Annotated in this window: 17 protein-coding genes; 10 read left to right on the forward strand and 7 right to left on the reverse strand. The window is 48.0% G+C overall.

The genetic code is table 11. The features are described from left to right. Window positions 1–319: 319 nt before the first annotated feature. The 9 genes from hisG (at window position 320) to KT99_RS16715 (ending at window position 9,027) form a co-directional block, all read left to right on the forward strand. Window positions 320–1,219 carry an ATP phosphoribosyltransferase gene (gene hisG / locus KT99_RS16675; protein ID WP_005502319.1) on the forward strand — a complete coding sequence of 300 codons (900 nt, stop codon included), beginning with the start codon at window positions 320–322 and terminating at the stop codon, window positions 1,217–1,219. A 7-nt stretch (window positions 1,220–1,226) separates the two neighbouring features. Beyond that, on the forward strand, window positions 1,227–2,531 hold the full coding sequence (gene hisD, locus KT99_RS16680) for a histidinol dehydrogenase (protein WP_005502320.1): 1,305 nt from the start codon (window positions 1,227–1,229) through the stop codon (window positions 2,529–2,531). Then, window positions 2,528–3,607 (forward strand): histidinol-phosphate transaminase, encoded by a 1,080-nt coding sequence (gene hisC / locus KT99_RS16685; RefSeq protein WP_005502321.1) that lies wholly within the window; start codon window positions 2,528–2,530, stop codon window positions 3,605–3,607. Before hisD ends, hisC begins: the two co-directional genes overlap by 4 nt. A 74-nt stretch (window positions 3,608–3,681) precedes the next feature. Further along, on the forward strand, window positions 3,682–4,749 hold the full coding sequence (gene hisB, locus KT99_RS16690) for a bifunctional histidinol-phosphatase/imidazoleglycerol-phosphate dehydratase HisB (RefSeq protein ID WP_005502322.1): 1,068 nt from the start codon (window positions 3,682–3,684) through the stop codon (window positions 4,747–4,749). Beyond that, window positions 4,746–5,453 (forward strand): imidazole glycerol phosphate synthase subunit HisH, encoded by a 708-nt coding sequence (gene hisH, locus KT99_RS16695; RefSeq protein ID WP_005502323.1) that lies wholly within the window; start codon window positions 4,746–4,748, stop codon window positions 5,451–5,453. The genes hisB and hisH overlap by 4 nt, the downstream gene beginning before the upstream one ends. Then, window positions 5,450–6,253: a 1-(5-phosphoribosyl)-5-[(5-phosphoribosylamino)methylideneamino]imidazole-4-carboxamide isomerase gene (hisA, locus tag KT99_RS16700; RefSeq protein WP_005502325.1), complete on the forward strand. Its 804-nt coding sequence runs from the start codon at window positions 5,450–5,452 to the stop codon at window positions 6,251–6,253. The genes hisH and hisA overlap by 4 nt, the downstream gene beginning before the upstream one ends. Further along, window positions 6,243–7,016, forward strand: a complete 774-nt coding sequence (gene hisF, locus KT99_RS16705; RefSeq protein WP_005502328.1) for an imidazole glycerol phosphate synthase subunit HisF — start codon at window positions 6,243–6,245, stop codon at window positions 7,014–7,016. Before hisA ends, hisF begins: the two co-directional genes overlap by 11 nt. A gap of 93 nt (window positions 7,017–7,109) precedes the next feature. Further along, on the forward strand, window positions 7,110–7,745 hold the full coding sequence (gene hisIE / locus KT99_RS16710; protein WP_005502330.1) for a bifunctional phosphoribosyl-AMP cyclohydrolase/phosphoribosyl-ATP diphosphatase HisIE: 636 nt from the start codon (window positions 7,110–7,112) through the stop codon (window positions 7,743–7,745). Window positions 7,746–7,920: 175 nt separating this feature from the next. Then, on the forward strand, window positions 7,921–9,027 hold the full coding sequence (locus tag KT99_RS16715) for a phosphoribosylaminoimidazolesuccinocarboxamide synthase (RefSeq protein ID WP_005502332.1): 1,107 nt from the start codon (window positions 7,921–7,923) through the stop codon (window positions 9,025–9,027). 500 nt (window positions 9,028–9,527) lie between these two features. Here the strand turns inward: KT99_RS16715 and istB are convergent, their stop codons facing one another. From istB to pheS, 7 genes are all read right to left on the reverse strand, one after another. Beyond that, the gene (istB, locus tag KT99_RS16720) at window positions 9,528–10,199 is read right to left on the reverse strand and encodes an IS21-like element helper ATPase IstB (protein ID WP_050774376.1); all 672 of its coding nucleotides are present in this window, start codon (window positions 10,197–10,199) and stop codon (window positions 9,528–9,530) included. Further along, on the reverse strand, window positions 10,133–10,798 hold the full coding sequence (locus KT99_RS20215; protein WP_005502336.1) for an IS21 family transposase: 666 nt from the start codon (window positions 10,796–10,798) through the stop codon (window positions 10,133–10,135). The genes istB and KT99_RS20215 overlap by 67 nt, the downstream gene beginning before the upstream one ends. Next, complete coding sequence (locus KT99_RS20220; protein ID WP_157752222.1) at window positions 10,762–11,154, reverse strand: hypothetical protein; 393 nt, start codon at window positions 11,152–11,154, stop codon at window positions 10,762–10,764. Before KT99_RS20220 ends, KT99_RS20215 begins: the two co-directional genes overlap by 37 nt. A 1,495-nt stretch (window positions 11,155–12,649) precedes the next feature. Further along, on the reverse strand, window positions 12,650–13,588 hold the full coding sequence (gene lpxM, locus KT99_RS16730) for a lauroyl-Kdo(2)-lipid IV(A) myristoyltransferase (RefSeq protein WP_005502340.1): 939 nt from the start codon (window positions 13,586–13,588) through the stop codon (window positions 12,650–12,652). Between the two features lie 95 nt (window positions 13,589–13,683). Then, window positions 13,684–13,980, reverse strand: coding sequence for an integration host factor subunit alpha (ihfA, locus tag KT99_RS16735; protein ID WP_005502342.1), 297 nt, complete (start codon window positions 13,978–13,980; stop codon window positions 13,684–13,686). Between the two features lie 4 nt (window positions 13,981–13,984). After that, window positions 13,985–16,372, reverse strand: coding sequence for a phenylalanine--tRNA ligase subunit beta (gene pheT / locus KT99_RS16740; protein ID WP_005502344.1), 2,388 nt, complete (start codon window positions 16,370–16,372; stop codon window positions 13,985–13,987). Window positions 16,373–16,386: 14 nt separating this feature from the next. Then, window positions 16,387–17,370, reverse strand: a complete 984-nt coding sequence (gene pheS, locus KT99_RS16745; protein WP_005502346.1) for a phenylalanine--tRNA ligase subunit alpha — start codon at window positions 17,368–17,370, stop codon at window positions 16,387–16,389. A gap of 397 nt (window positions 17,371–17,767) precedes the next feature. On the opposite strand from pheS, the gene KT99_RS16750 reads away from it, so the two are divergent. Then, the gene (locus KT99_RS16750) at window positions 17,768–19,270 is read left to right on the forward strand and encodes a methyl-accepting chemotaxis protein (protein ID WP_040572135.1); all 1,503 of its coding nucleotides are present in this window, start codon (window positions 17,768–17,770) and stop codon (window positions 19,268–19,270) included. The last annotated feature ends 116 nt before the right edge of the window (window positions 19,271–19,386 follow it).

Genomic DNA, 19,386 nt, shown 5'->3' on the forward strand with positions numbered 1-19,386 from the left:
TTTAAATATCAACGCAGGCAAATTGGCTTGTGTCATATTTTAATGAGTCACCAGACTCCATCGAGAAAGAGACAAGATTATGATAAAGCTTCTGAACACTATCCATCGTCACCATCATATGCGGTAGCCTTCGGAAGCTCACTGCCGAAGGACTATTTCCTTCCGGCGGTTGATTCAAGAATATCAAGAACCCCTGGAAGGAATTCCGGGGGTTTTTCGTTTTAGAGTTTTTGTAATTAATCAGCTGATTTATAAAGATAAAAATCAGTTGAAAACAAAATTAAACAAGATATTAGAATCAAGTTAAAGGAAGTACATCATGTCAGAGTCAAACAGATTACGTATCGCCATTCAAAAGTCGGGTCGCCTGTCGGAAGAGTCGATGAAACTCCTTAGAAGCTGTGGGGTAAAATTTAACATCAACGAGCAACGTCTCATCGCCCACTCAGACAACTTGCCCATCGACCTGCTTCGCGTCCGTGATGATGATATCCCGGGTCTGGTCATGGACAGCGTGGTTGACCTAGGGATCATAGGTGAGAACGTGCTCGAAGAGGAGCAGATTGAGCGTGAAAGACTCGATAAACCTTCACGTTGTATCAAGCTTAGGGGGCTGGATTTTGGCACCTGTCGTCTATCCCTGGCCGTACCCAATGAGTTTAGCTATGAAAATGCCCAGTCTCTGGAAGGACTGCGTATCGCCACTTCTTACCCTAACCTGCTGCGCCGCTATATGAAGAAGAAAGGCATCACCTATACCGATTGTATGCTTAAGGGCTCGGTAGAGGTCGCGCCACGTGCAGGTCTTGCCGATGGCATCTGCGATCTGGTTTCAACCGGTGCCACACTCGAGGCGAACGGTCTTTATGAAACCGAAGTCATCTACCGCTCAAGTGCCTGCATCATTCAGTCTACACAGACTCAAACGCCGGAAAAACAAGCCTTGATTGACAAGATTTTATCGCGCATCAATGGTGTGGTTCGTGCTAAAGAGAGCAAGTATATCTTGCTACACGCGCCGACTGAGACCCTGGAGCAGATTGTTGCCCTACTCCCCGGCGCCGAAAATCCAACGATACTGCCCCTCCTTGATGATACCAATCGCGTCGCCGTCCACGCCGTCAGTACGGAAGACCTGTTCTGGGACACCATGGAAGAGCTAACCGAGCTTGGCGCAACCTCTATCTTGGTGATGCCAATCGAAAAGATGATGGGGTAACCAAGATATGCAGATCCTCAATTGGCCAAATTTAAGCGAAGCTGAGCGTAAGAGCGCCCTGAGCCGCTCCCCTCTCGTTGGAGATGAAAGCCTAGAGAAAACAGTCGCGGCGATCGTCAACAGGGTCCGAACCGCGAAAGATGCGGCGCTGTTATCTTACAGTCAGCAGTTTGATGATGTGAGCTTAACTGAGCTTAGATTATCGACAGATGACATAAGTGCTGCCTGCGCTCGTGTCAGTGGGGATATCAAGCTGGCCATCGCGCAAGCCATGGCCAATATCGAGTCCTTTCACCTGGCACAGAAATTTGAGCCTATCAGCATAGAGACTCAAGTCGGCATACGTTGTGAGCTAAGATCTGAAGCCATCGAGAAAGTGGGTCTGTATATTCCCGGCGGCACTGCGCCGCTAATATCCACCGTCATGATGCTGGCACTACCGGCAAGAATAGCCGGCTGTGAACAGCGGGTACTGGTCAGCCCACCGCCGATAGACGATGCCATAATTTATGCGGCAAAAGAGTGTGGCATCACCGAAATTTATCAGGTCGGCGGCGCCCAGGCCATAGCGGCATTAGCCTTTGGCACTGAATCTGTGCCAGCGGTAGATAAGATATTCGGCCCGGGTAATCGCTTTGTCACCGAAGCCAAGCGGCTGGTATCTCAAGACAGTCGCTGTGTGGTGAGTATCGATATGCCGGCAGGTCCGTCGGAAGTATTATTGATTGCCGACAAAGAGGCCAACCCTGAATTTATCGCCGCCGATCTCCTGTCTCAGGCGGAGCACGGCCCGGACTCTCAGGTCATGTTGGTGACCGACAGTGCCACTCTGGCCGATAAGGTGAATGCCGCGATCAAACGTCAACTCGACGTCCTGCCACGAATGAAGATAGCCCAGCTTGCCCTAGAGTCCAGCCGTACCCTGTTAGTTACAGACATGCAGCAAGCCACTCAGGTGTCTAATCTCTATGGACCCGAGCACCTGATCATCCAGACTGAGGCGCCCCGTGAACTGTTAACCTCGATTCGCGCTGCAGGCTCTGTGTTCCTCGGTGAATACACACCAGAGTCGGTTGGGGATTATGCCAGCGGCACCAATCATGTCCTGCCAACATACGGTTATAGCCGGGCGGTATCTAGCCTGTCTCTGGCTGATTTCTCGCGCCGCTTTACCGTGCAGGAGCTCAGCGCCGAAGGCTTACTGGGACTCGGCGAAACTGTGATGACCTTGGCAGCTGCCGAGCAACTCGATGCCCACAAAAATGCGGTAAAAATCAGATTAGACAGTTTAATCGCGGGGAATGCATCATGAGTGAGAATGAAACTGAGAGTCTAAGGACTGGCGAGCTCGCTCAACGTCTGGCACGCCCTGAGCTATTAAGCCTAGAGCCCTATCAATCGGCGAGACGTATCGGTGGTCAAGGGGATATCTGGATCAATGCCAACGAATCCCCTTTTAATAATGCCGCGCTAGCTGGCATCAACCGTTACCCTGAGTGTCAGCCACCCGAGCTCATCTCAGCCTATAGTGACTACAGCGGCGTGGCAAAAGAGTGCATCATCACAGGCCGCGGCGCCGATGAGGCCATAGAGCTACTCATCCGGACCTTCTGTACTCCCGGTAAAGATTCGATTGCCTGTTTCGGCCCGACTTATGGCATGTACGCCATCAGTGCCAAGACCTTTAATGTCGGCGTAAATGCGTTAAGCCTGAGCGCCGATTATCAATTGCCACAAGATATCGCCTCTCGAGTGGCCAATGCCAAACTGGTGTTTATCTGTAACCCCAACAACCCCACGGGTACGGTTATCGACAAAGCGTCGATTGAGGAAGTGATCACTCAGTTGCCCGATGCCCTGGTGGTTGTCGATGAAGCCTATATCGAGTTTTGCCCAGATTATAGCGTGGCAGACCTTATCGACAAATATGACAACTTAGTCGTGCTCAGAACCCTATCGAAAGCCTTCGCATTGGCTGGCGCGCGCTGTGGCTTCATGATGGCAAGCTCGAGTATCTGCAAGATGGTGATGCGCGTTATTGCCCCTTACCCAGTGCCATTACCTGTGTCTCTACTGGCAACCAGCGCGCTGAGTGAGCAGGGAATTAATACCATGACAGAGCAAGTCACTCGCCTTAAAGCCTGCGGCGCTCGTCTCAGTGATGCCTTACAGGGCTATGGTGCCAAGGTCCTCCCGGCAAATGGCAACTTCGTGTTAGCCCAATTTGATGATATCTCGGCGATTCAAGCGATACTGCTTAGCAATGGCATAGTCGCCAGAGCCTATAACGACCCACGCTTAGCAACTTGTATCCGTTTTAGCTTTAGCAACTCAGATGAGACCGACTTTCTAATCAAGCTGTTAGCCCCCGTGACAGCGTCCTTATGAAGGACGACAAGCTAAATAAAAACAAGCATTAAAACAATCAGATAGACCAGATTTTAATTTTAGGTGGAAAGAGCATGAAACAGAAAATATTATTTATCGACCGTGACGGCACCATCATCGAAGAGCCAGTGACAGACAAGCAGGTCGATAGCCTGGCAAAGCTGGTATTTGAGCCCAAGGTCATCCCAGCTCTTCTTAAACTCCAAGGCGCTGGTTACCGTTTAGTCATGGTGAGTAATCAAGATGGCCTGGGAACCCCTTCCTTTCCTAAAGATGACTTCGATGCCCCCCAAGATATGATGATGCAGATTTTTCAGAGTCAGGGCGTCAAGTTTGATGAAGTGCTTATCTGCCCACATTTTGATAATGAGAACTGCAGCTGTCGTAAGCCTAAACTTGGTCTGGTCAAAGACTATCTCACCTTAGGTAAAGTCGACTTCACACAATCTGCCGTCATCGGCGATCGTCACACAGATATGGGTCTGGCCGAGGCCATGGGGATTAAGGGCCTGTTGTACGACCGTGAAAACCTCAACTGGGATGCTATCGCAGAGCAACTATTGAACCGTGAACGAATAGCGACTGTGATTCGCACCACCAAGGAGACTGATATTCGCGTGACTATCGATCTCGACTCACAGACTAAAGGCAAGATAGACACAGGCATAGGCTTTCTCGATCACATGCTGGAGCAGATTGCTACCCACGGTAACTTCAAGATGGACGTCAAGGTCGATGGTGATCTGGAGATAGACGATCACCACAGCGTCGAAGACACGGCGCTGGCTATCGGCGATGCCTTAAGGCAAGCTCTGGGCGATAAGCGTGGCATTGCCCGTTTTGGTTTCAATATCCCCATGGACGAGGCTAGCGCCGAATGTCTGCTGGATCTGTCCGGACGCCCTTTCATTAAATTCAGCGGTGAGTTTGAGCGCGAGATGGTTGGCGGGATGGCCACCGAAATGGTGCCACACTTCTTCCGTTCATTTGCAGACGGATTACGTTGCACCTTGCACCTAAAAACCCAGGGCAACAACGATCACCACAAGGTAGAAAGCCTGTTTAAAGTCTTGGGCCGCACCCTTCGCCAGGCCGTTAAAGTCGAGGGAGATCTATTGCCCTCCAGCAAAGGTGTACTATGAGCCAACACGCGAATTCTACCGTGATCATAGACACGGGCTGCGCTAACTTAAGCTCGGTTCGTTATGCCTTCGAGCGCCTCAGCAAGGATGTGGTGGTGAGTGATGATCATCGAGTGATCAAGGGCGCCACCCGCGTGGTGCTCCCCGGCGTTGGCACGGCGGGGGCCGCCATGGCGTCCCTGAACAATAAGCAACTGGTCGCGCTAATCCAGAGCCTAGATCAACCTGTGCTCGGCATCTGCTTAGGCATGCAGATGATGACGGAGAAATCAACAGAGCGAGGCGAGCGAGACTCTAGTGACAGGACAGTTGCTGAAAAATCAGCTTGTGAGTGTTTAGGACTCATCCCGACTTCAATCACAGATTTAGATAGCCAGGGCTTGCCCCTGCCCCATATGGGCTGGAATCAGATAAGTCCTTCATCGCATCCTTTATTTAACGGTATACCCGAGGACAGTTACCTCTATTTCGTGCACAGCTATAAGGCGCCACTGAGCGAATTTACTATCGCAACTTGTGAATATGGTGAGAGATTCAGCGCCGCTATCGCCAAAGATAACTTTATGGGAGTGCAGTTCCACCCGGAGAAGAGTGCCGAAGTTGGCTCGCGGATCTTAAGTAATTTTTTAGCCATGAATACTCAAACATTTAACCAGCCACTTAACCAAACAAGCTGGCAACTCGATAGGGAGAGCAGAGCATGATCATTCCGGCAATCGATCTTATTGAAGGTGATGTGGTCCGTCTCTATCAGGGCGATTATAACCAGAAAACCACCTTCGACCTGTCGCCACTTTCTCAGCTCAAGTCTTATCAAGAGCAAGGGGCCAAATGGCTGCACATCGTCGACCTCACTGGCGCAAAAAACCCAGATGCACGTCAGACTCGACTCATCTCTGAGTTGGTCGCCGGGCTCGATGCCAACATTCAAGTGGGCGGCGGCATTCGCTCTGAGGCGCAAGTGGCGGAGCTGTTAGAAATAGGCGTGAAGCGTGTGGTTATCGGCTCCCTCGCCGTAAAAGAGACTGAGTTAGTACAGAGCTGGTTTAAAAAATATGGCCCCGACGCCATCTGTCTGGCACTGGACGTCAACATCGATGACAGCGGCGAGAAAATTGTCGCAATATCAGGCTGGCAGAGCGGCGGTGGCAAATCACTGGAATCTTTAGTCGACGCCTTTATGCCTTACGGGCTCAAGCATGCCCTGGTGACAGATATTAGCCGCGACGGCACCTTGCAAGGCGCTAATAACGAATTATATCGGGAGATAGCGGCTCGTTATCCAGAAATAAACTGGCAAGCTTCCGGCGGTATCGCCACCTTAGATGATGTGGCCGATGTACGAGATAGCGGCGCCGATGGCATCATCATAGGCAAGGCCCTCTTGATCGAGAACTTTACCGTCAAACAAGCGATAGAGTGTTGGCCTAATACCTTAGGAAGTCGCGGTTTAACAACAAACGGCTCAGGAATTAACACTCCAGGAGAGAAAGATGTTAGCTAAACGAATCGTCCCCTGCCTGGATGTAAAAGATGGCAAGGTCGTCAAAGGCGTTCAATTCAAGAATCATCAGATCGTCGGTGATATCGTGCCACTGGCGGCGCGTTATGCCGAAGAAGGCGCCGATGAACTGGTCTTTTATGATATCACCGCCAGTGCCCACAACAGGGTTATCGACAAGTCTTGGATCCGCCGCGTCGCGGAGCAGATAGATATTCCCTTCTGCGTCGCGGGCGGCATAAGCAGCATAGAACAGGCTCGCGAGAAACTGGCCTTTGGTGCGGATAAGATCTCAATCAACTCACCCGCCTTGACCGATCCTAGCTTGATTGAACGTTTGCAAGATGAGTTCGGCAGGCAATGTATCGTCATCGGCATAGACTCCTATTACGATGCCGCTAGCGACAGCTATAAAGTGAAACAGTTTACCGGAGATGCAGCCGCCACCAGAGACACCCAGTGGTTCACCCAAGATTGGGTGCAGGAAGTACAACAACGCGGTTGTGGCGAGATAGTCCTCAATGTGATGAACCAAGATGGTGTACGCCAAGGATATGACTTAAAGCAGCTCTCTATCGTACGTGAACTCTGTGATGTACCGCTTATCGCTTCAGGCGGCGCCGGTACCATGGCACATTTTAAGGATGTATTTGAGATAGCCAAGGTCGATGCCGCGCTGGCGGCCAGCGTATTTCATCAAGGCATCATAGATATTCAGGAACTTAAGCGCTATCTAAGATCTCAACATATAGCCATCAGATACTAGCTGGTTTTTAATCGACTCACTCATCTTGTCTTAGGCTGTTATTGGCATAGGTAAATAGAGTTAGACATAGATAGTCGCGAGTAGGAAAAAATAATGACACAAATAAACACCAATGAAGCATTGGTAAATCAACTGGATTGGGACAAACAAGCAGGCTTGATCCCGGCTGTGGTGCAGAACCATCTCTCAGGTAAGGTGCTGATGCTAGGTTACATGAACCGTGCGGCACTGGAGCAGACACTGGCCACCAAGCTAGTGACATTTTACAGTCGCTCTAAGCAACGTCTCTGGACTAAAGGGGAAGAGTCAGGCAACACCCTGGAATTAGTGGCTATCGACAAAGATTGTGATAATGACAGTTTGCTGGTACAGGTCATTCCTAACGGACCCACCTGTCATCTGGCGCGAGAGAGCTGCTGGCCCGATGGCAATGCCCACCCCTTTATCGATAATCTGACCAAGCTTATCGCCTCACGTAAGGGAGACGATCCTAAGTCCAGCTACACGGCTCATCTGTTCGAAAGTGGCACTAAGCGGATCGCCCAGAAAGTCGGCGAAGAGGGTCTGGAAACCGCCCTTGCCGCGGCCACTCACGACAAGCCAGAATTGATCGACGAAGCATCAGATCTCATGTATCACCTGCTTGTCTTGCTCGAAGATCAAGACTTGAGCATGAATGACATCACCAATAACCTGATGCAGCGACACACAGCCGCGACAAAAACGTAAATAAGTCATAGAAGAGCGCATTTGGCGCTCCTTTGATGAGCTGAAATTACCAGCTAATAGCAAAAACAGTCTGTTCTCTTTTTACCATAGTGTTGGCAAATGTAAGTTCTGTTACAATCCACACGATCATGTACACCTACTACAACCAATAACATAGACCACAATATAATATCCTATGAATCATTCAAACAAAGTTTTAGCCGTAAATGATGATCTGCCTATCCGCACAGATAAGCCAGTTCATTCAGGTAAGGTTCGCAGTGTCTATTGGCTTACGGCTGAGGATAGTGCCCGTCTAATCGAACAGAAAGGTTATCAGGTTCCTAAAGATACGCCACTGGCTCTCATGGTTATCAGCGATCGAATCTCAGCATTCGATTGTATCTGGCAGGCAGAAAATGGCTTAAACGGTGTACCTGGTAAAGGCGCTGCGCTCAATGCCATCTCTAGCCATTGGTTTAAACTTTTCAAAGAAAAAGGTTTAGCCGATAGCCATATCCTGGACGTCCCTCATCCATTGGTTTGGATCGTACAAAAAGCTCAGCCCGTGATGGTTGAAGCAATCGCCAGACAGTTTATTACTGGCTCTATGTGGCGCGCCTACACCAAAGGTGAGCGTGAGTTCTGTGGCATCACATTGCCAGAAGGCCTCAAGAAAGACCAAAAGCTACCTGAGCTGTTAATCACTCCCTCTACCAAAGGTGTGCTTACCGGCCTTGAAGGCGTACCAGAGGCCGATGATGTTAACGTTTCACGTGCCGATATCGAGCGTCATCTAGCAGGCTTTAACTTCCACGCTAAGTCGGATATCGACTTGTACGAGAAGCTATTGACAGAAGGCTTTGCCGTGATCAGTGACGCCCTTGCCGAGCAAGATCAGATCTTCATCGATACCAAGTTCGAGTTTGGCTATGTCAAAGACGCAGACGGTAAAGAGAAGCTTATCTATATGGATGAAGTGGGCACACCTGACAGCTCACGCATCTGGGATGGTCCGGCGCACCGCGAAGGTAGTATCGTAGAAAAGTCGAAAGAAGGCTTCAGACAGTGGCTGCTTAACCACTTCCCAGATCCGGACATTCTACTTAACAAGGAGCGTATGCCTGAGCGTTTCGCACTGGCACAAGCTAACAAATTACCGACCCAAGTGCTGATGGATATCTCCAACACTTACATAGATATCGCAGAGAAGATCATCGGCGAGAAGCTCATTATCAGCGAGGATCCTAAGCAAGAGATCATCAATATACTCCGCGATGAATATCAGTTGATTACAGACTAATCTTAGCTGACTAGTCTTGGCTGAAAAAGTTACAAGCATAGTGCTTGGCTCTGGTGCTGTTAAATAACGCAAGTAGAGTTGAAATATTCTAAAGCGAAACAATGATAAGCCGCAGCTTCATGCAAATGAAGCTGCGGCTTTTTTATGGCCAAAGAGATTCTGACTCCAAAGTTAGCTGGTCTTAGAATGAAGACGGATTACATTTTCTGATTTAGCTTCTGGCTTAGTTCATGTTGGCTTGTGTGTTTGAAAGTCGTACCTTTCATTGCAACCTAACGCTTCCCAGCGGGGGGTGTGCAAATGCTTCTGCGAGACGCTGCAAGTCCATCCATGGAAGCTCTGCCAAATCATCCCTGATTTGGAAGCTCGCAGACGCATCTACACTTGGTTATTTCCCTCTTCGATTTGAGCTTTGATGGTAAGTCTAAGCTTGAATTGGTAACACGTTTCTGCCCCTTTATGTGTTACAAGCCATAATGTTAGACGTCAACTAGCTTGGCCTATAGGCGCCAATTAAGTTGGCCGCTTTTGCCGTTTATTTTCATGGCTTCTTTTCTTCGATAACTCTCTCCTTCAAGTTGATAAATCTCTGCGTGATGCACCAGTCGATCAATCACGGCTACTGTCATCATATTGTCTCCAAATATACTGTCCCACTCACTAAACACCTGGTTCGTTGTGATCACTAGGCTGTTGCGCTCATAACGATGTGCAATGAGCTCAAATAGAACCTGACTTTCACTATCACTCTTTTTGACATAACCGATGTCGTCCAAAATGAGTAGCTCATATTTATCGGGTTTTTTAAGTGCATCTTCCAGACCTAAACCTTCTCGGGCTTTCTGCAAGTGCTGCACCATCGCCGTGCCTGTCGTGAATTTCACACGAACAGATTGCTCAATAAGCGCATAACCCAGCGCGGCTGCTATGTGGGTTTTACCTAGGCCGCTCGCACCGAATAATAAAATATTATGCCCTTGTCTCAACCAGCTCAACTCACTGGCCTTACGTTTAACTTGAACTGCGCTAATGCCCACCACCTCACTGAAACCGTATTGAGACAACTGTTTCCCTATCGGTAACTGGCTTTCTTTGAGTAAGCGTTTTAGGCATACTTCCTGTCGATGTGTGCCAGTAATGTCACACCAATGAGTCGTGATGGCACCGAATATGTCACACGCTTAATTGAAATCGTGCTGCTGGATGTCACTTTGACGTATTGCTCACTAAAGTCATGAGTTCGACGAGCGGGTAAGGAGGACAAGTAGGCGCACTCCTCTAGATAACGGGTATGACATTGACGGTTAATTTTTGCAACAATGACATTGATGAAGTCTCGGTATTGCTTTAAATCAGTGAAATCACGACTGTCGCGTAATAACAGTTGTTGCTCTATCTTACGCTTTAGATGGCCATTAGGGCCCTCAATTGCGCCATTTTCATGGGCGACACCTTTGTTGTTTCGAGTGGCTTTTACCCCGTAATGTGTGCATAACTTGGTGTAGCGTTCTGTCAGAACTTCAGCTTCGGTGTGGTTTTTAAATGCAGCGCTTAAGCTGTCTGTACGGTGGGTGAGTGGCACGCCACCACTCTGCCAAAAAGCATTTTGAAGCCCTGATGACAGTGACTCAAAACTTTCACCACCGAGTACAACCTCGACATAAGTCCAGCCACTGAACACCAAACGGTAATGATAAAGCTTGTGCTTAAATGTGTTGCCAGCGAGGGTTATATTTAGCTCGTTGGCCCAAGTGTAGTCAGAAATGCCCATTGCCCCGGCGTATGTTTCTGCCTGAAAATGACGTCTTGCTCAGGCCCGTGTATGACGCGCCATGTCTTAATTCGGCGTTGTAAAGTGCGTAGCTGTGAGCGCTCCAATTGCCCCGGTGCGATTTCCTCTAGTTTTTCGAATAATGTAATGGGCTGCAGTGAGGGTTCTTTTTCAAGCAACGGCACAACATGCTGCTCGAAAAGACCATTAAGAGGATCTTTTCTGGTCGCGTATTGACGTGGTAATTTGCTGGTGTTGTGTTGGCCAGCATCAATTCGTCTAGCTGAACGGGAAGAAAACCCCGCCTTTGCCGCAGCAGATGATTGAGTCTGTTTAGGTTTATTACGATAAGACATATATAGGTTAACCTGTAGTTGGTTTATGGGTTTTCCAGGCATATAAATCTCTCAAGAATTATGTATGCCTAAAGATGACCAAAACCGGACAAGCTAATTGTCGCGAACTGGCCAAGTTAATTGTCGCCTAATAACTACTCATAAACCAAAACCAATATACTTTACCTATTGTGGTGGGTTTTCTAAAAACAATAAAGTTTATATTAATGCCAAAACTGGTCAAATCCTGAATTGAGGGTTGCCTAATCGGGTAGCCGGAGGTATCTAGCCTCCAGCCCCCACACCACCCTGCATGCGGCTCCGCACAGGGCGGTTCCCAAAGATGTTTAAAATAAACTGGCCGATTAGCTCCAAATTATTCCAGTGCTGGTTACTGTATTATCAACGCCAACATTCCTCAATCCCGGTCGGGCATGGAACATTGAGTTGCACAGGCTCATCACTGATCTTCAAGTTCAGGCCTTCACCCTGTCCCAACCATTACGATGGGCATTTGGCTACTATGCCGTCTGCTGACTTCTGCTTAATCACATGCCGAGTTGCCCCGTCATGCGCTATCGGTTTCCATCTGGTTCGCTCTTTTCAGTCGATGAGGTTGAAAAGCCAAGGCACTTATAAACCAGAGCCTAACTGGTTAATGACCGATCGCGTGTTAAACAGATCTCCCCAGATAAGAACATGAACTTTCTTTGCACTGCTGCATCATTTACGGTGGCCATTAGATCACGTGGTTTCGTCGTCTTGTGCCAACTCACCTCTAGCCTACGCCTCATATGATATTTTTGTTCATCAGCTCGCAAATTTGCTAGCGGCTTCCTTCAGACCAACCCTCACGGATAAGCCCTTGCCATTCGCTAGTAGTTAACGTTTAATAACAATATGTTATTTAAACGGTGATCTTCCTACAGAGGACTTTCACCTCATTAGTTCATACCCATGCTGGGCGTACACAAGTCAATTTAAACGGAACTAAAATAGTTGGTTATAATGTGGAGTGAAGCAGAACCTAACCAACTGTTTTAGTCCGCTTAATATGGGCGTTATCGAATCCTATTTACCATAAAATCCGTTGTACTCCACGATAGAGAAGGAGCCTAACTAGGCTCCTTCTTACACTCAACTCATAGGATAAATAGGTCGGAGCGAATTAGGAATTTTGAATAATTTAAGATACTTTTTCTAATCAATGTCAGCTTAATTAGACCCAATGATGTAACTCGCTTATGTCCAAAAGTGAGTTCGTAGCCAGTAACACGAAAATCTAAGAAGCAACTTTTTCGAAACAAGAACAGGTGTAAACGCGGCTGTGATCTTCGATATCAGGGCGAGGTTTCATAGCGTGAAACTATCCGAGCGAGAGATAGGATGAATATGGCAAAGCCATCAAGAGAATTGTGGCTTGTAAAACATCAATAAAAAAGGTGAGTTTAAGCTATGGCTTAAATCTCACCTTTTCGATTTCACTGCAGCAGTCACTGCAGCTAACGATATTAAATCAATATAGAGGGGCTTCACCTTCTGGACGCGTCTTGAGCACCTTGAGAAACCACATGTACTGCTCAGGGTAAGCCAAGATCACCTGCTCTACTGCTTTATTCAGCGCTAAGGCTTCGTTCTCTTTGCCCTTCATCTCTTCGGGGGCGATGGCCGGCATCACGGTCAAATCATAACGGCGAGCTTTTTGATCGTAACCTATTTTAACCGGCATCACCTGAGCATTTCCCGCCTGAGCCAGGCGGCCCACTACGGGTAAGGTGGCTTTTACCGTGCCTAGGAAAGGGGCAAACACACTCTTCTCCGGGCCTAAGTCCTCATCTGGCAGATAAAAAAAGCTTTTATTATTCTTAAGCTCAGATAACAAGGCGCGAATACCCGCCTCTCGCATGTAGATGTTGGCGCCGAGTGAGCTGCGCATACGATTATTGAACCAGTTAAACAGGCCGTTTCTATGGGGCTTGGCCATGCTAGCCATGGGCACATCCTCCAGGTTGAGTCTCAATCCCGCATATTCAATCCCCCATACATGGGGCATGATAAAAATCACCGGTTGACCCACTGCTCTGGCCTGTTCTACATGCTCAAAACCGATGAGATTGACTCTACGTCTCAGGTTAGCTGTGGAGCGTACCATCAGTTCTGATTGCGCCAGCAATATCATCACGAAGTTTTCGATATTCTCTTTGATCAGAGACTCAATCTCTGCCGATGACTTTTCCGGGAAACAGGTGATGAGATTCGTTCTCGCCACCGAAATCGGCTTTTTAGCTATCTTAGTCACCAGTTTTGCCAGTTGCCGTGCGATAGGATCACGACACCTGGCAGGCATGAGTCCAAACAGGACTAAGATGGCGATACCAATCCAGGTAAAGAAATACTTGGGGTGCAATAATTCAAGTTTAAAACGACGATCGAAATACTTTGGCTTTCTCGACAAGATGCTGGCCTCGAGCTAGAAATAAAAAGAAACAGTGAAAAATAAACAGAAAAAGCCACTCACTTGAGTGGCCTTAACCTTAACCTAACTCAAGATTATCTGTTCGAGTTGGCTTCTTCTACGCGGCTTTTCAGCTTCTGTCCAGGACGAAAGGTGACGACGCGACGAGCTGATATAGGGATATCTTCACCTGTTTTCGGGTTTCTTCCCGGTCTTTGATTCTTATCTCTAAGGTCAAAGTTGCCGAAGCCAGATAACTTGACCTGCTCACCACTTTCGAGCGCTTGGCGAATTTCTTCGAAAAACGTCTCAACCATCTCCTTAGCTACTCGCTTATTAATTCCAAGCGTTTCAAAAAGATGCTCTGCCATTTCGGCTTTGGTAAGTGCCATACTTTTAATCCCTCAACAATGCGTTGAACTCGGACTTGAGAGCATAAACCACTGAATCAACCATCTCAGCGATCTCTTTTTCTTCAAGTGTACGAGTGTTGTCTTGTAATGTAAGTGCGATCGCTAGGCTCTTTTTGCCTGACTCAACGCCTTTACCTTGGTATACATCAAATAAGTTTATGCCAACCAACTGATTTTGGCCAACTTTTCTTATCATTTTTACAATATCACCAGCGGCAACATTGTCATCTACTACTATAGCGATATCACGACGATTGGCCGGAAACTTAGATACAGCTTGAGCTTGCGGTAAATTAGCATGTAATAAAGCGTCCAATTCGAGTTCGAAAATAATTGTTCTGCCATTGAGGCCGAATGGCTTTTCTAAGCTAGGATGGACTGTACCTATGATACCTATGACGCGATCATTTCTTAATATTTCAGCACATTGCCCCGGATGAAGCGCTGGATGACTTGCTGATCTAAAAGTAAATTCTTCATCGGAAACTGTCAAGCCGATAATCGCTTCAAGATCGCCCTTGAGGTCAAAAAAGTCTGCCGTGTTAGATTCCATTGACCAATGTTCGTCATTCTGATTACCAGAAATCACAGCACCAATCATGGGCTCTTGACGTACATTTGCTTCTGCAGATGTATCTGGCACAAAACGCAAGCCGGTTTCGAACAGACGAATGCGGTTTTGCTGGCGGCTCTGGTTGTAACCAACGGCACCTAGTAGGCCAGTAAACAACGACAGACGCATTGCCGACATCTCGATAGAGATAGGATTAGGCAAGACCATGGCTTCACAGCCAGGGTGCACCTTATCCTGAAGCTTAGGGTCGACAAAACTGTAGGTAATGGCTTCCTGGAATCCACGAGCCACCAACATGCTACGCACACGCTTTAAGCTGATATCAGACTCTTTATGATCAGGCATGCTCAACGAACCGACAGGTGCGATATTAGGTATGTTGTTGTAGCCATAGATTCGGGCGACTTCTTCGATCAAGTCTTCTTCGATGGCCATATCGAAACGATATGTGGCGGTAACCACATGCCATTGCTCGGCAGTAAATTCGACGGCAAAGCCAAGACGCTGAAGAATTTCGGTGACTTCATCGTCAGAGATATGATGACCTAAGATGCGATCTAACTTGCTGCGACGCAAGGTGATCGATACAGGCTTAGGCAGATGCTCGTCAGATTTAGCTTCGACAACCGGTCCAGCTTCACCACCACAGATGTCGAGAACCAGACGTGTGGCTCTATCCATCACCTTATGCTGCAGCTCAGGGTCAACGCCTCGCTCGAAACGATGGGATGAATCTGTGTGCAGTCCGAGACGACGTGTCTTGCCTAAGATAGCCAGAGGCGCGAAGAAGGCACATTCAAGCAAAATATCTTGAGTCTCGCTGTTCACACCTGAATATTCACCGCCAAAGATACCAGCAAGGGCCAGAGACTTCTCTTGGTCACTGATGACTAACATATCCGCAGGTACCGTGATCTCGTTACCATCAAGCAGTGTGAGCTTCTCATCGCCTGTTGCCATGCGAACCTGAATATCACCGTTTAGTTTGGCCAAGTCGAAGGCATGCATAGGCTGGCCAAATTCGATCAACACATAGTTGGTGATATCGACAATGGGATCGATGGAGCGAATGCCACTACGACGCAGTTTCTCTTGCATCCATAATGGCGATTGCACCTTAACGTTCACATTCTTAACCACACGGCCAAGATAACGAGCACAAGACTCGGGAGCCTGAAGGTCAATCTGAATCGAATCATCGATAGAAGGAACCACTTTTTCCCACGTCGGCTCAGTCACGGCTTGACGATTTAGCACGCCAACTTCACGAGCCAGACCCGCCATGCCGAGGCAATCGGCGCGATTCGCCGTAAGATCGACATCGATAATCGCATCATCAAGGCTCAAAAATTCACGGATATCTGCGCCTATTGGCGCGTCAGTTGGGAGCTCAAGGATACCATCGCTGTCGATATCTATGCCAAGCTCACCGTAGGAACACAGCATACCAAGTGAAGGTTCGCCGCGAAGCTTAGCCTGCTTGATTTTAAAATTACCCGGCAGCACGGCGCCGACCATAGCAACGGCGACTTTCAGGCCTAGACGACAGTTAGGTGCACCACAAACGATATCGATAAGCTCATCTTGACCGACATTAATTTTGGTTACACGTAATTTATCTGCATCCGGGTGCTGACCACATTCGACAACTTCGCCGACGATAACGCCAGAAAATTCACCGGCGACGCCTTCGATACCATCGACTTCGAGACCGGCCATGGTGATTTGATGTGACAATTCGTCACGGCTTATGCTTGGGTTAACCCACTCACGGAGCCAAGATTCACTAAATTTCATGCTGTACTGCTCCGTTATTTAAATTGCTTGAGGAAACGTAGGTCATTTTCGAAGAATGAACGTAGATCGTTAACGCCGTAACGCAACATAGACAGACGCTCAACTCCCATGCCGAAAGCAAAGCCGGAGTATTTTTCAGGGTCGATGCCAACACTGCGCAGGACATTGGGATGTACCATGCCGCAACCTAGCACTTCTAACCATTTACCGTTTTTGCCCATCACATCCACTTCGGCCGATGGCTCAGTGAATGGGAAGTATGAAGGGCGGAAACGCACTTCTAAGTCTTCCTCGAAGAAGTTACGCAAGAAGTCGTGCAATATGCCTTTTAGCTCGGCAAAGTTCACGTTCTCGGCGACCAACAAACCTTCCACCTGATGGAACATAGGCGTGTGAGTCTGATCATAATCGTTACGGTAGACGCGACCAGGAGAGATGATACGTAGAGGCGGCTTTTCATTCTCCATGGTGCGGATCTGCACACCAGAAGTTTGAGTGCGCAACATGACTTTAGGATTAAAGTAAAAAGTATCATGATCGGCACGAGCAGGATGATGCTCCGAGATGTTTAGTGCGTCGAAGTTATGGAAATCATCTTCAATTTCAGGCCCCTGCTTAACGCTAAAGCCAAGTTCACCAAAGAAGGTTTCGATACGTTCGATAGTACGCGTTACCGGGTGCAGTCCGCCGTTACCGATTGAACGACCGGGCAGGGTCACATCTATACTCTCAGCCGTAAGCTTAGCCGCTAACTCTGACGCTTTTAAGCCTTCGATACATTCAGATAATTTCTGTTGAACGGCCTGTTTGGCTTGGTTCACAGCTTGACCGAAAGCGGGTTTCTCAGCCGGGCTCAGTTTACCCATCATCTTCATCATGTCGGTTATTTTACCTTTCTTGCCTAGGTATTCGACACGAAGCTCATCGAGGGCTTTAAGATCACTCGCCCCATCGATGGCCAACAAGGCCTGTTCTACGATCTCTGTTAACTGTGACATCATCTCTTCCAGTGCATTTGACCTTTTCATTAAGGCCATTACTTTGTGTTACTGTCTATTTATCTTACGAAAATAGAAAAAGAGACAAATTTTACGTGAGCTCATCGATTTTGACTAGGGCTAATTTACGCTTTTTACCCATAAAACCTAGATATCGCCTTCATATCCCCAATATATATCCCTCGGCATCGGAAATTACATAGCCAATGTGTGAATAAGGCTCGAACTCCCCCCCCCCCCCCTTTACTAATGTAAAGTAGTTGTGGCAAAACACGCATTTAGCTAACAATACGCACAAACATTGAACGTTCAAACCCATGAATACTAAATACAGGTCAAGAAATTGGCCAAAGACCCGATATACATGTGTAATGACATTCAGCAACAGAGAAGTGCTATGAAACAAGTGAAATTTCGTTGGATAGACCAGTTTCTTATAAAAATGACCCTGAAAACTAAATTCGCCATCCTGGCCATTATTCCCATTCTCACCTTAATAGGGCTTTCCTTCATCCTCTATAGCCAATTTATGCTGCAGATAACCCAGAGCCAGCATGATGCGGCCCGGCAACAAACAAGAGCCATCGACGAGATAGTGACACTCAGCGCTCAATATATCCCTGAGGAGCAACAAGCCGAATATCTACACCAACTGACACGACTTCAGCTGGTTATCAATGAGCAGAATCTATCTCGGGATCAAGCTAAGGCGGCCAATCAAGGTGGTGGCATCGTCAGCGATAATTATCAGACTCAAGCCATAGGTTCTCTGGATCGAAACGGCGTTGCCGCTGTCGTGACAGTGAGTGATCTCAACAGCGTTATGGATGGATCTTGGGGCTATGTCATAGCCTGCTTTATGACACTCGTCTTAATCATCATTATTTCCAACTATTACATCGCCTCTTTCGTCGGTGGTGCCCTCTACACGAATGTGATGGCGCTTAAGAGAGCGGCAGATGGCGATCTGACCGGAAGACTCAACTTCTTCGAGGTAAAAGATGAGTTCAGTATATTAGCCATCAGCATAGATACCTTGGTCGAGCGTCAACATAATTTAGTGACTGAACTGAGTCAGGCCAGCATGCAGATCCGTCAAGTGGTGCAGTCATTTCGTCAAAATGCCCAGAAGGGTCAGTCTCTGGCCTCTAGTCAGAGACAGCATCTCGACTCACTGGCAACGGCCATGGAAGAGATGACGGCTGCGGTCAAAGAGGTGGCGCGTAATGCCGAGCAGTCATCTATTGAGACGCAAGAGGCCAATGCTCAGGTTGATGCGGGTTCAAAGGATATAGCCACCACAGTTAACGCCATCGAGATGCTATCAGATGAAATAGGTGAGGCCTCCACGGCAGTGAATACCCTAAATGAAAATGCGGCAAAAATTGACGCTGTGGTTACCACGATTAATTCGATTTCTGAACAGACTAACCTGCTGGCACTCAACGCCGCCATCGAAGCCGCTCGCGCCGGTGAGCAAGGTCGTGGATTTGCCGTTGTCGCCGATGAGGTCCGCACCCTAGCGGGACGAACTCAAGCGGCGACTGTCGAGATTAAATCGATGATCGAGGCACTGCAGACGGGATCACAAGACTTAACTCAAGTGATGAAGCGCACCGTAGACAAGGCAAACGAAGGTAAGAAGCACGTGCTCGATACCGGTGATGACTTAAAAGCCATTGCCGAACACAGTAGCCGTGTATATGAGATGAGTGTGCTCATCGCCACCTCCGCCGATGAGCAATCGGCAGTGGCAAACGAGATCGCGACAGACTTAATGGAGATCCGCAACCAATCCCATAACGTTGAACAATCTGCTAATGACTCGGTATCGGGTTGTGATGAACTGCATGCTACTGCGGAGCAGCTAGATCAACTGCTGGTAGGACTCAAAATTTAATTTTTCAAGAGTTATACCTGAGTAAGTAATTTAAATAACAAGCCCTATGCTTAAGCCACAGGGCTTGTTAATTTTTCCAATCCACCGAATCACTCAGGCTAAACTTCGACCTGATT

The organism is Shewanella benthica KT99, assembly GCF_000172075.1.
GTDB classification, from domain to species: domain Bacteria; phylum Pseudomonadota; class Gammaproteobacteria; order Enterobacterales; family Shewanellaceae; genus Shewanella; species Shewanella benthica_A.

What these genes read in the sequence shown, in the direction of transcription:
- hisG (WP_005502319.1), top strand. Translation starts at nt 320, where the DNA reads ATGTCAGAGTCAAACAGATTACGTATCGCCATTCAAAAGTCGGGTCGC.
- hisD (WP_005502320.1), top strand. Translation starts at nt 1,227, where the DNA reads ATGCAGATCCTCAATTGGCCAAATTTAAGCGAAGCTGAGCGTAAGAGC.
- hisC (WP_005502321.1), top strand. Translation starts at nt 2,528, where the DNA reads ATGAGTGAGAATGAAACTGAGAGTCTAAGGACTGGCGAGCTCGCTCAA.
- hisB (WP_005502322.1), top strand. Translation starts at nt 3,682, where the DNA reads ATGAAACAGAAAATATTATTTATCGACCGTGACGGCACCATCATCGAA.
- hisH (WP_005502323.1), top strand. Translation starts at nt 4,746, where the DNA reads ATGAGCCAACACGCGAATTCTACCGTGATCATAGACACGGGCTGCGCT.
- hisA (WP_005502325.1), top strand. Translation starts at nt 5,450, where the DNA reads ATGATCATTCCGGCAATCGATCTTATTGAAGGTGATGTGGTCCGTCTC.
- hisF (WP_005502328.1), top strand. Translation starts at nt 6,243, where the DNA reads ATGTTAGCTAAACGAATCGTCCCCTGCCTGGATGTAAAAGATGGCAAG.
- hisIE (WP_005502330.1), top strand. Translation starts at nt 7,110, where the DNA reads ATGACACAAATAAACACCAATGAAGCATTGGTAAATCAACTGGATTGG.
- KT99_RS16715 (WP_005502332.1), top strand. Translation starts at nt 7,921, where the DNA reads ATGAATCATTCAAACAAAGTTTTAGCCGTAAATGATGATCTGCCTATC.
- KT99_RS20215 (WP_005502336.1), bottom strand. Translation starts at nt 10,798, where the DNA reads ATGGGCATTTCTGACTACACTTGGGCCAACGAGCTAAATATAACCCTC.
- KT99_RS20220 (WP_157752222.1), bottom strand. Translation starts at nt 11,154, where the DNA reads ATGTCTTATCGTAATAAACCTAAACAGACTCAATCATCTGCTGCGGCA.
- ihfA (WP_005502342.1), bottom strand. Translation starts at nt 13,980, where the DNA reads ATGGCACTTACCAAAGCCGAAATGGCAGAGCATCTTTTTGAAACGCTT.
- pheT (WP_005502344.1), bottom strand. Translation starts at nt 16,372, where the DNA reads ATGAAATTTAGTGAATCTTGGCTCCGTGAGTGGGTTAACCCAAGCATA.
- pheS (WP_005502346.1), bottom strand. Translation starts at nt 17,370, where the DNA reads ATGTCACAGTTAACAGAGATCGTAGAACAGGCCTTGTTGGCCATCGAT.
- KT99_RS16750 (WP_040572135.1), top strand. Translation starts at nt 17,768, where the DNA reads ATGAAACAAGTGAAATTTCGTTGGATAGACCAGTTTCTTATAAAAATG.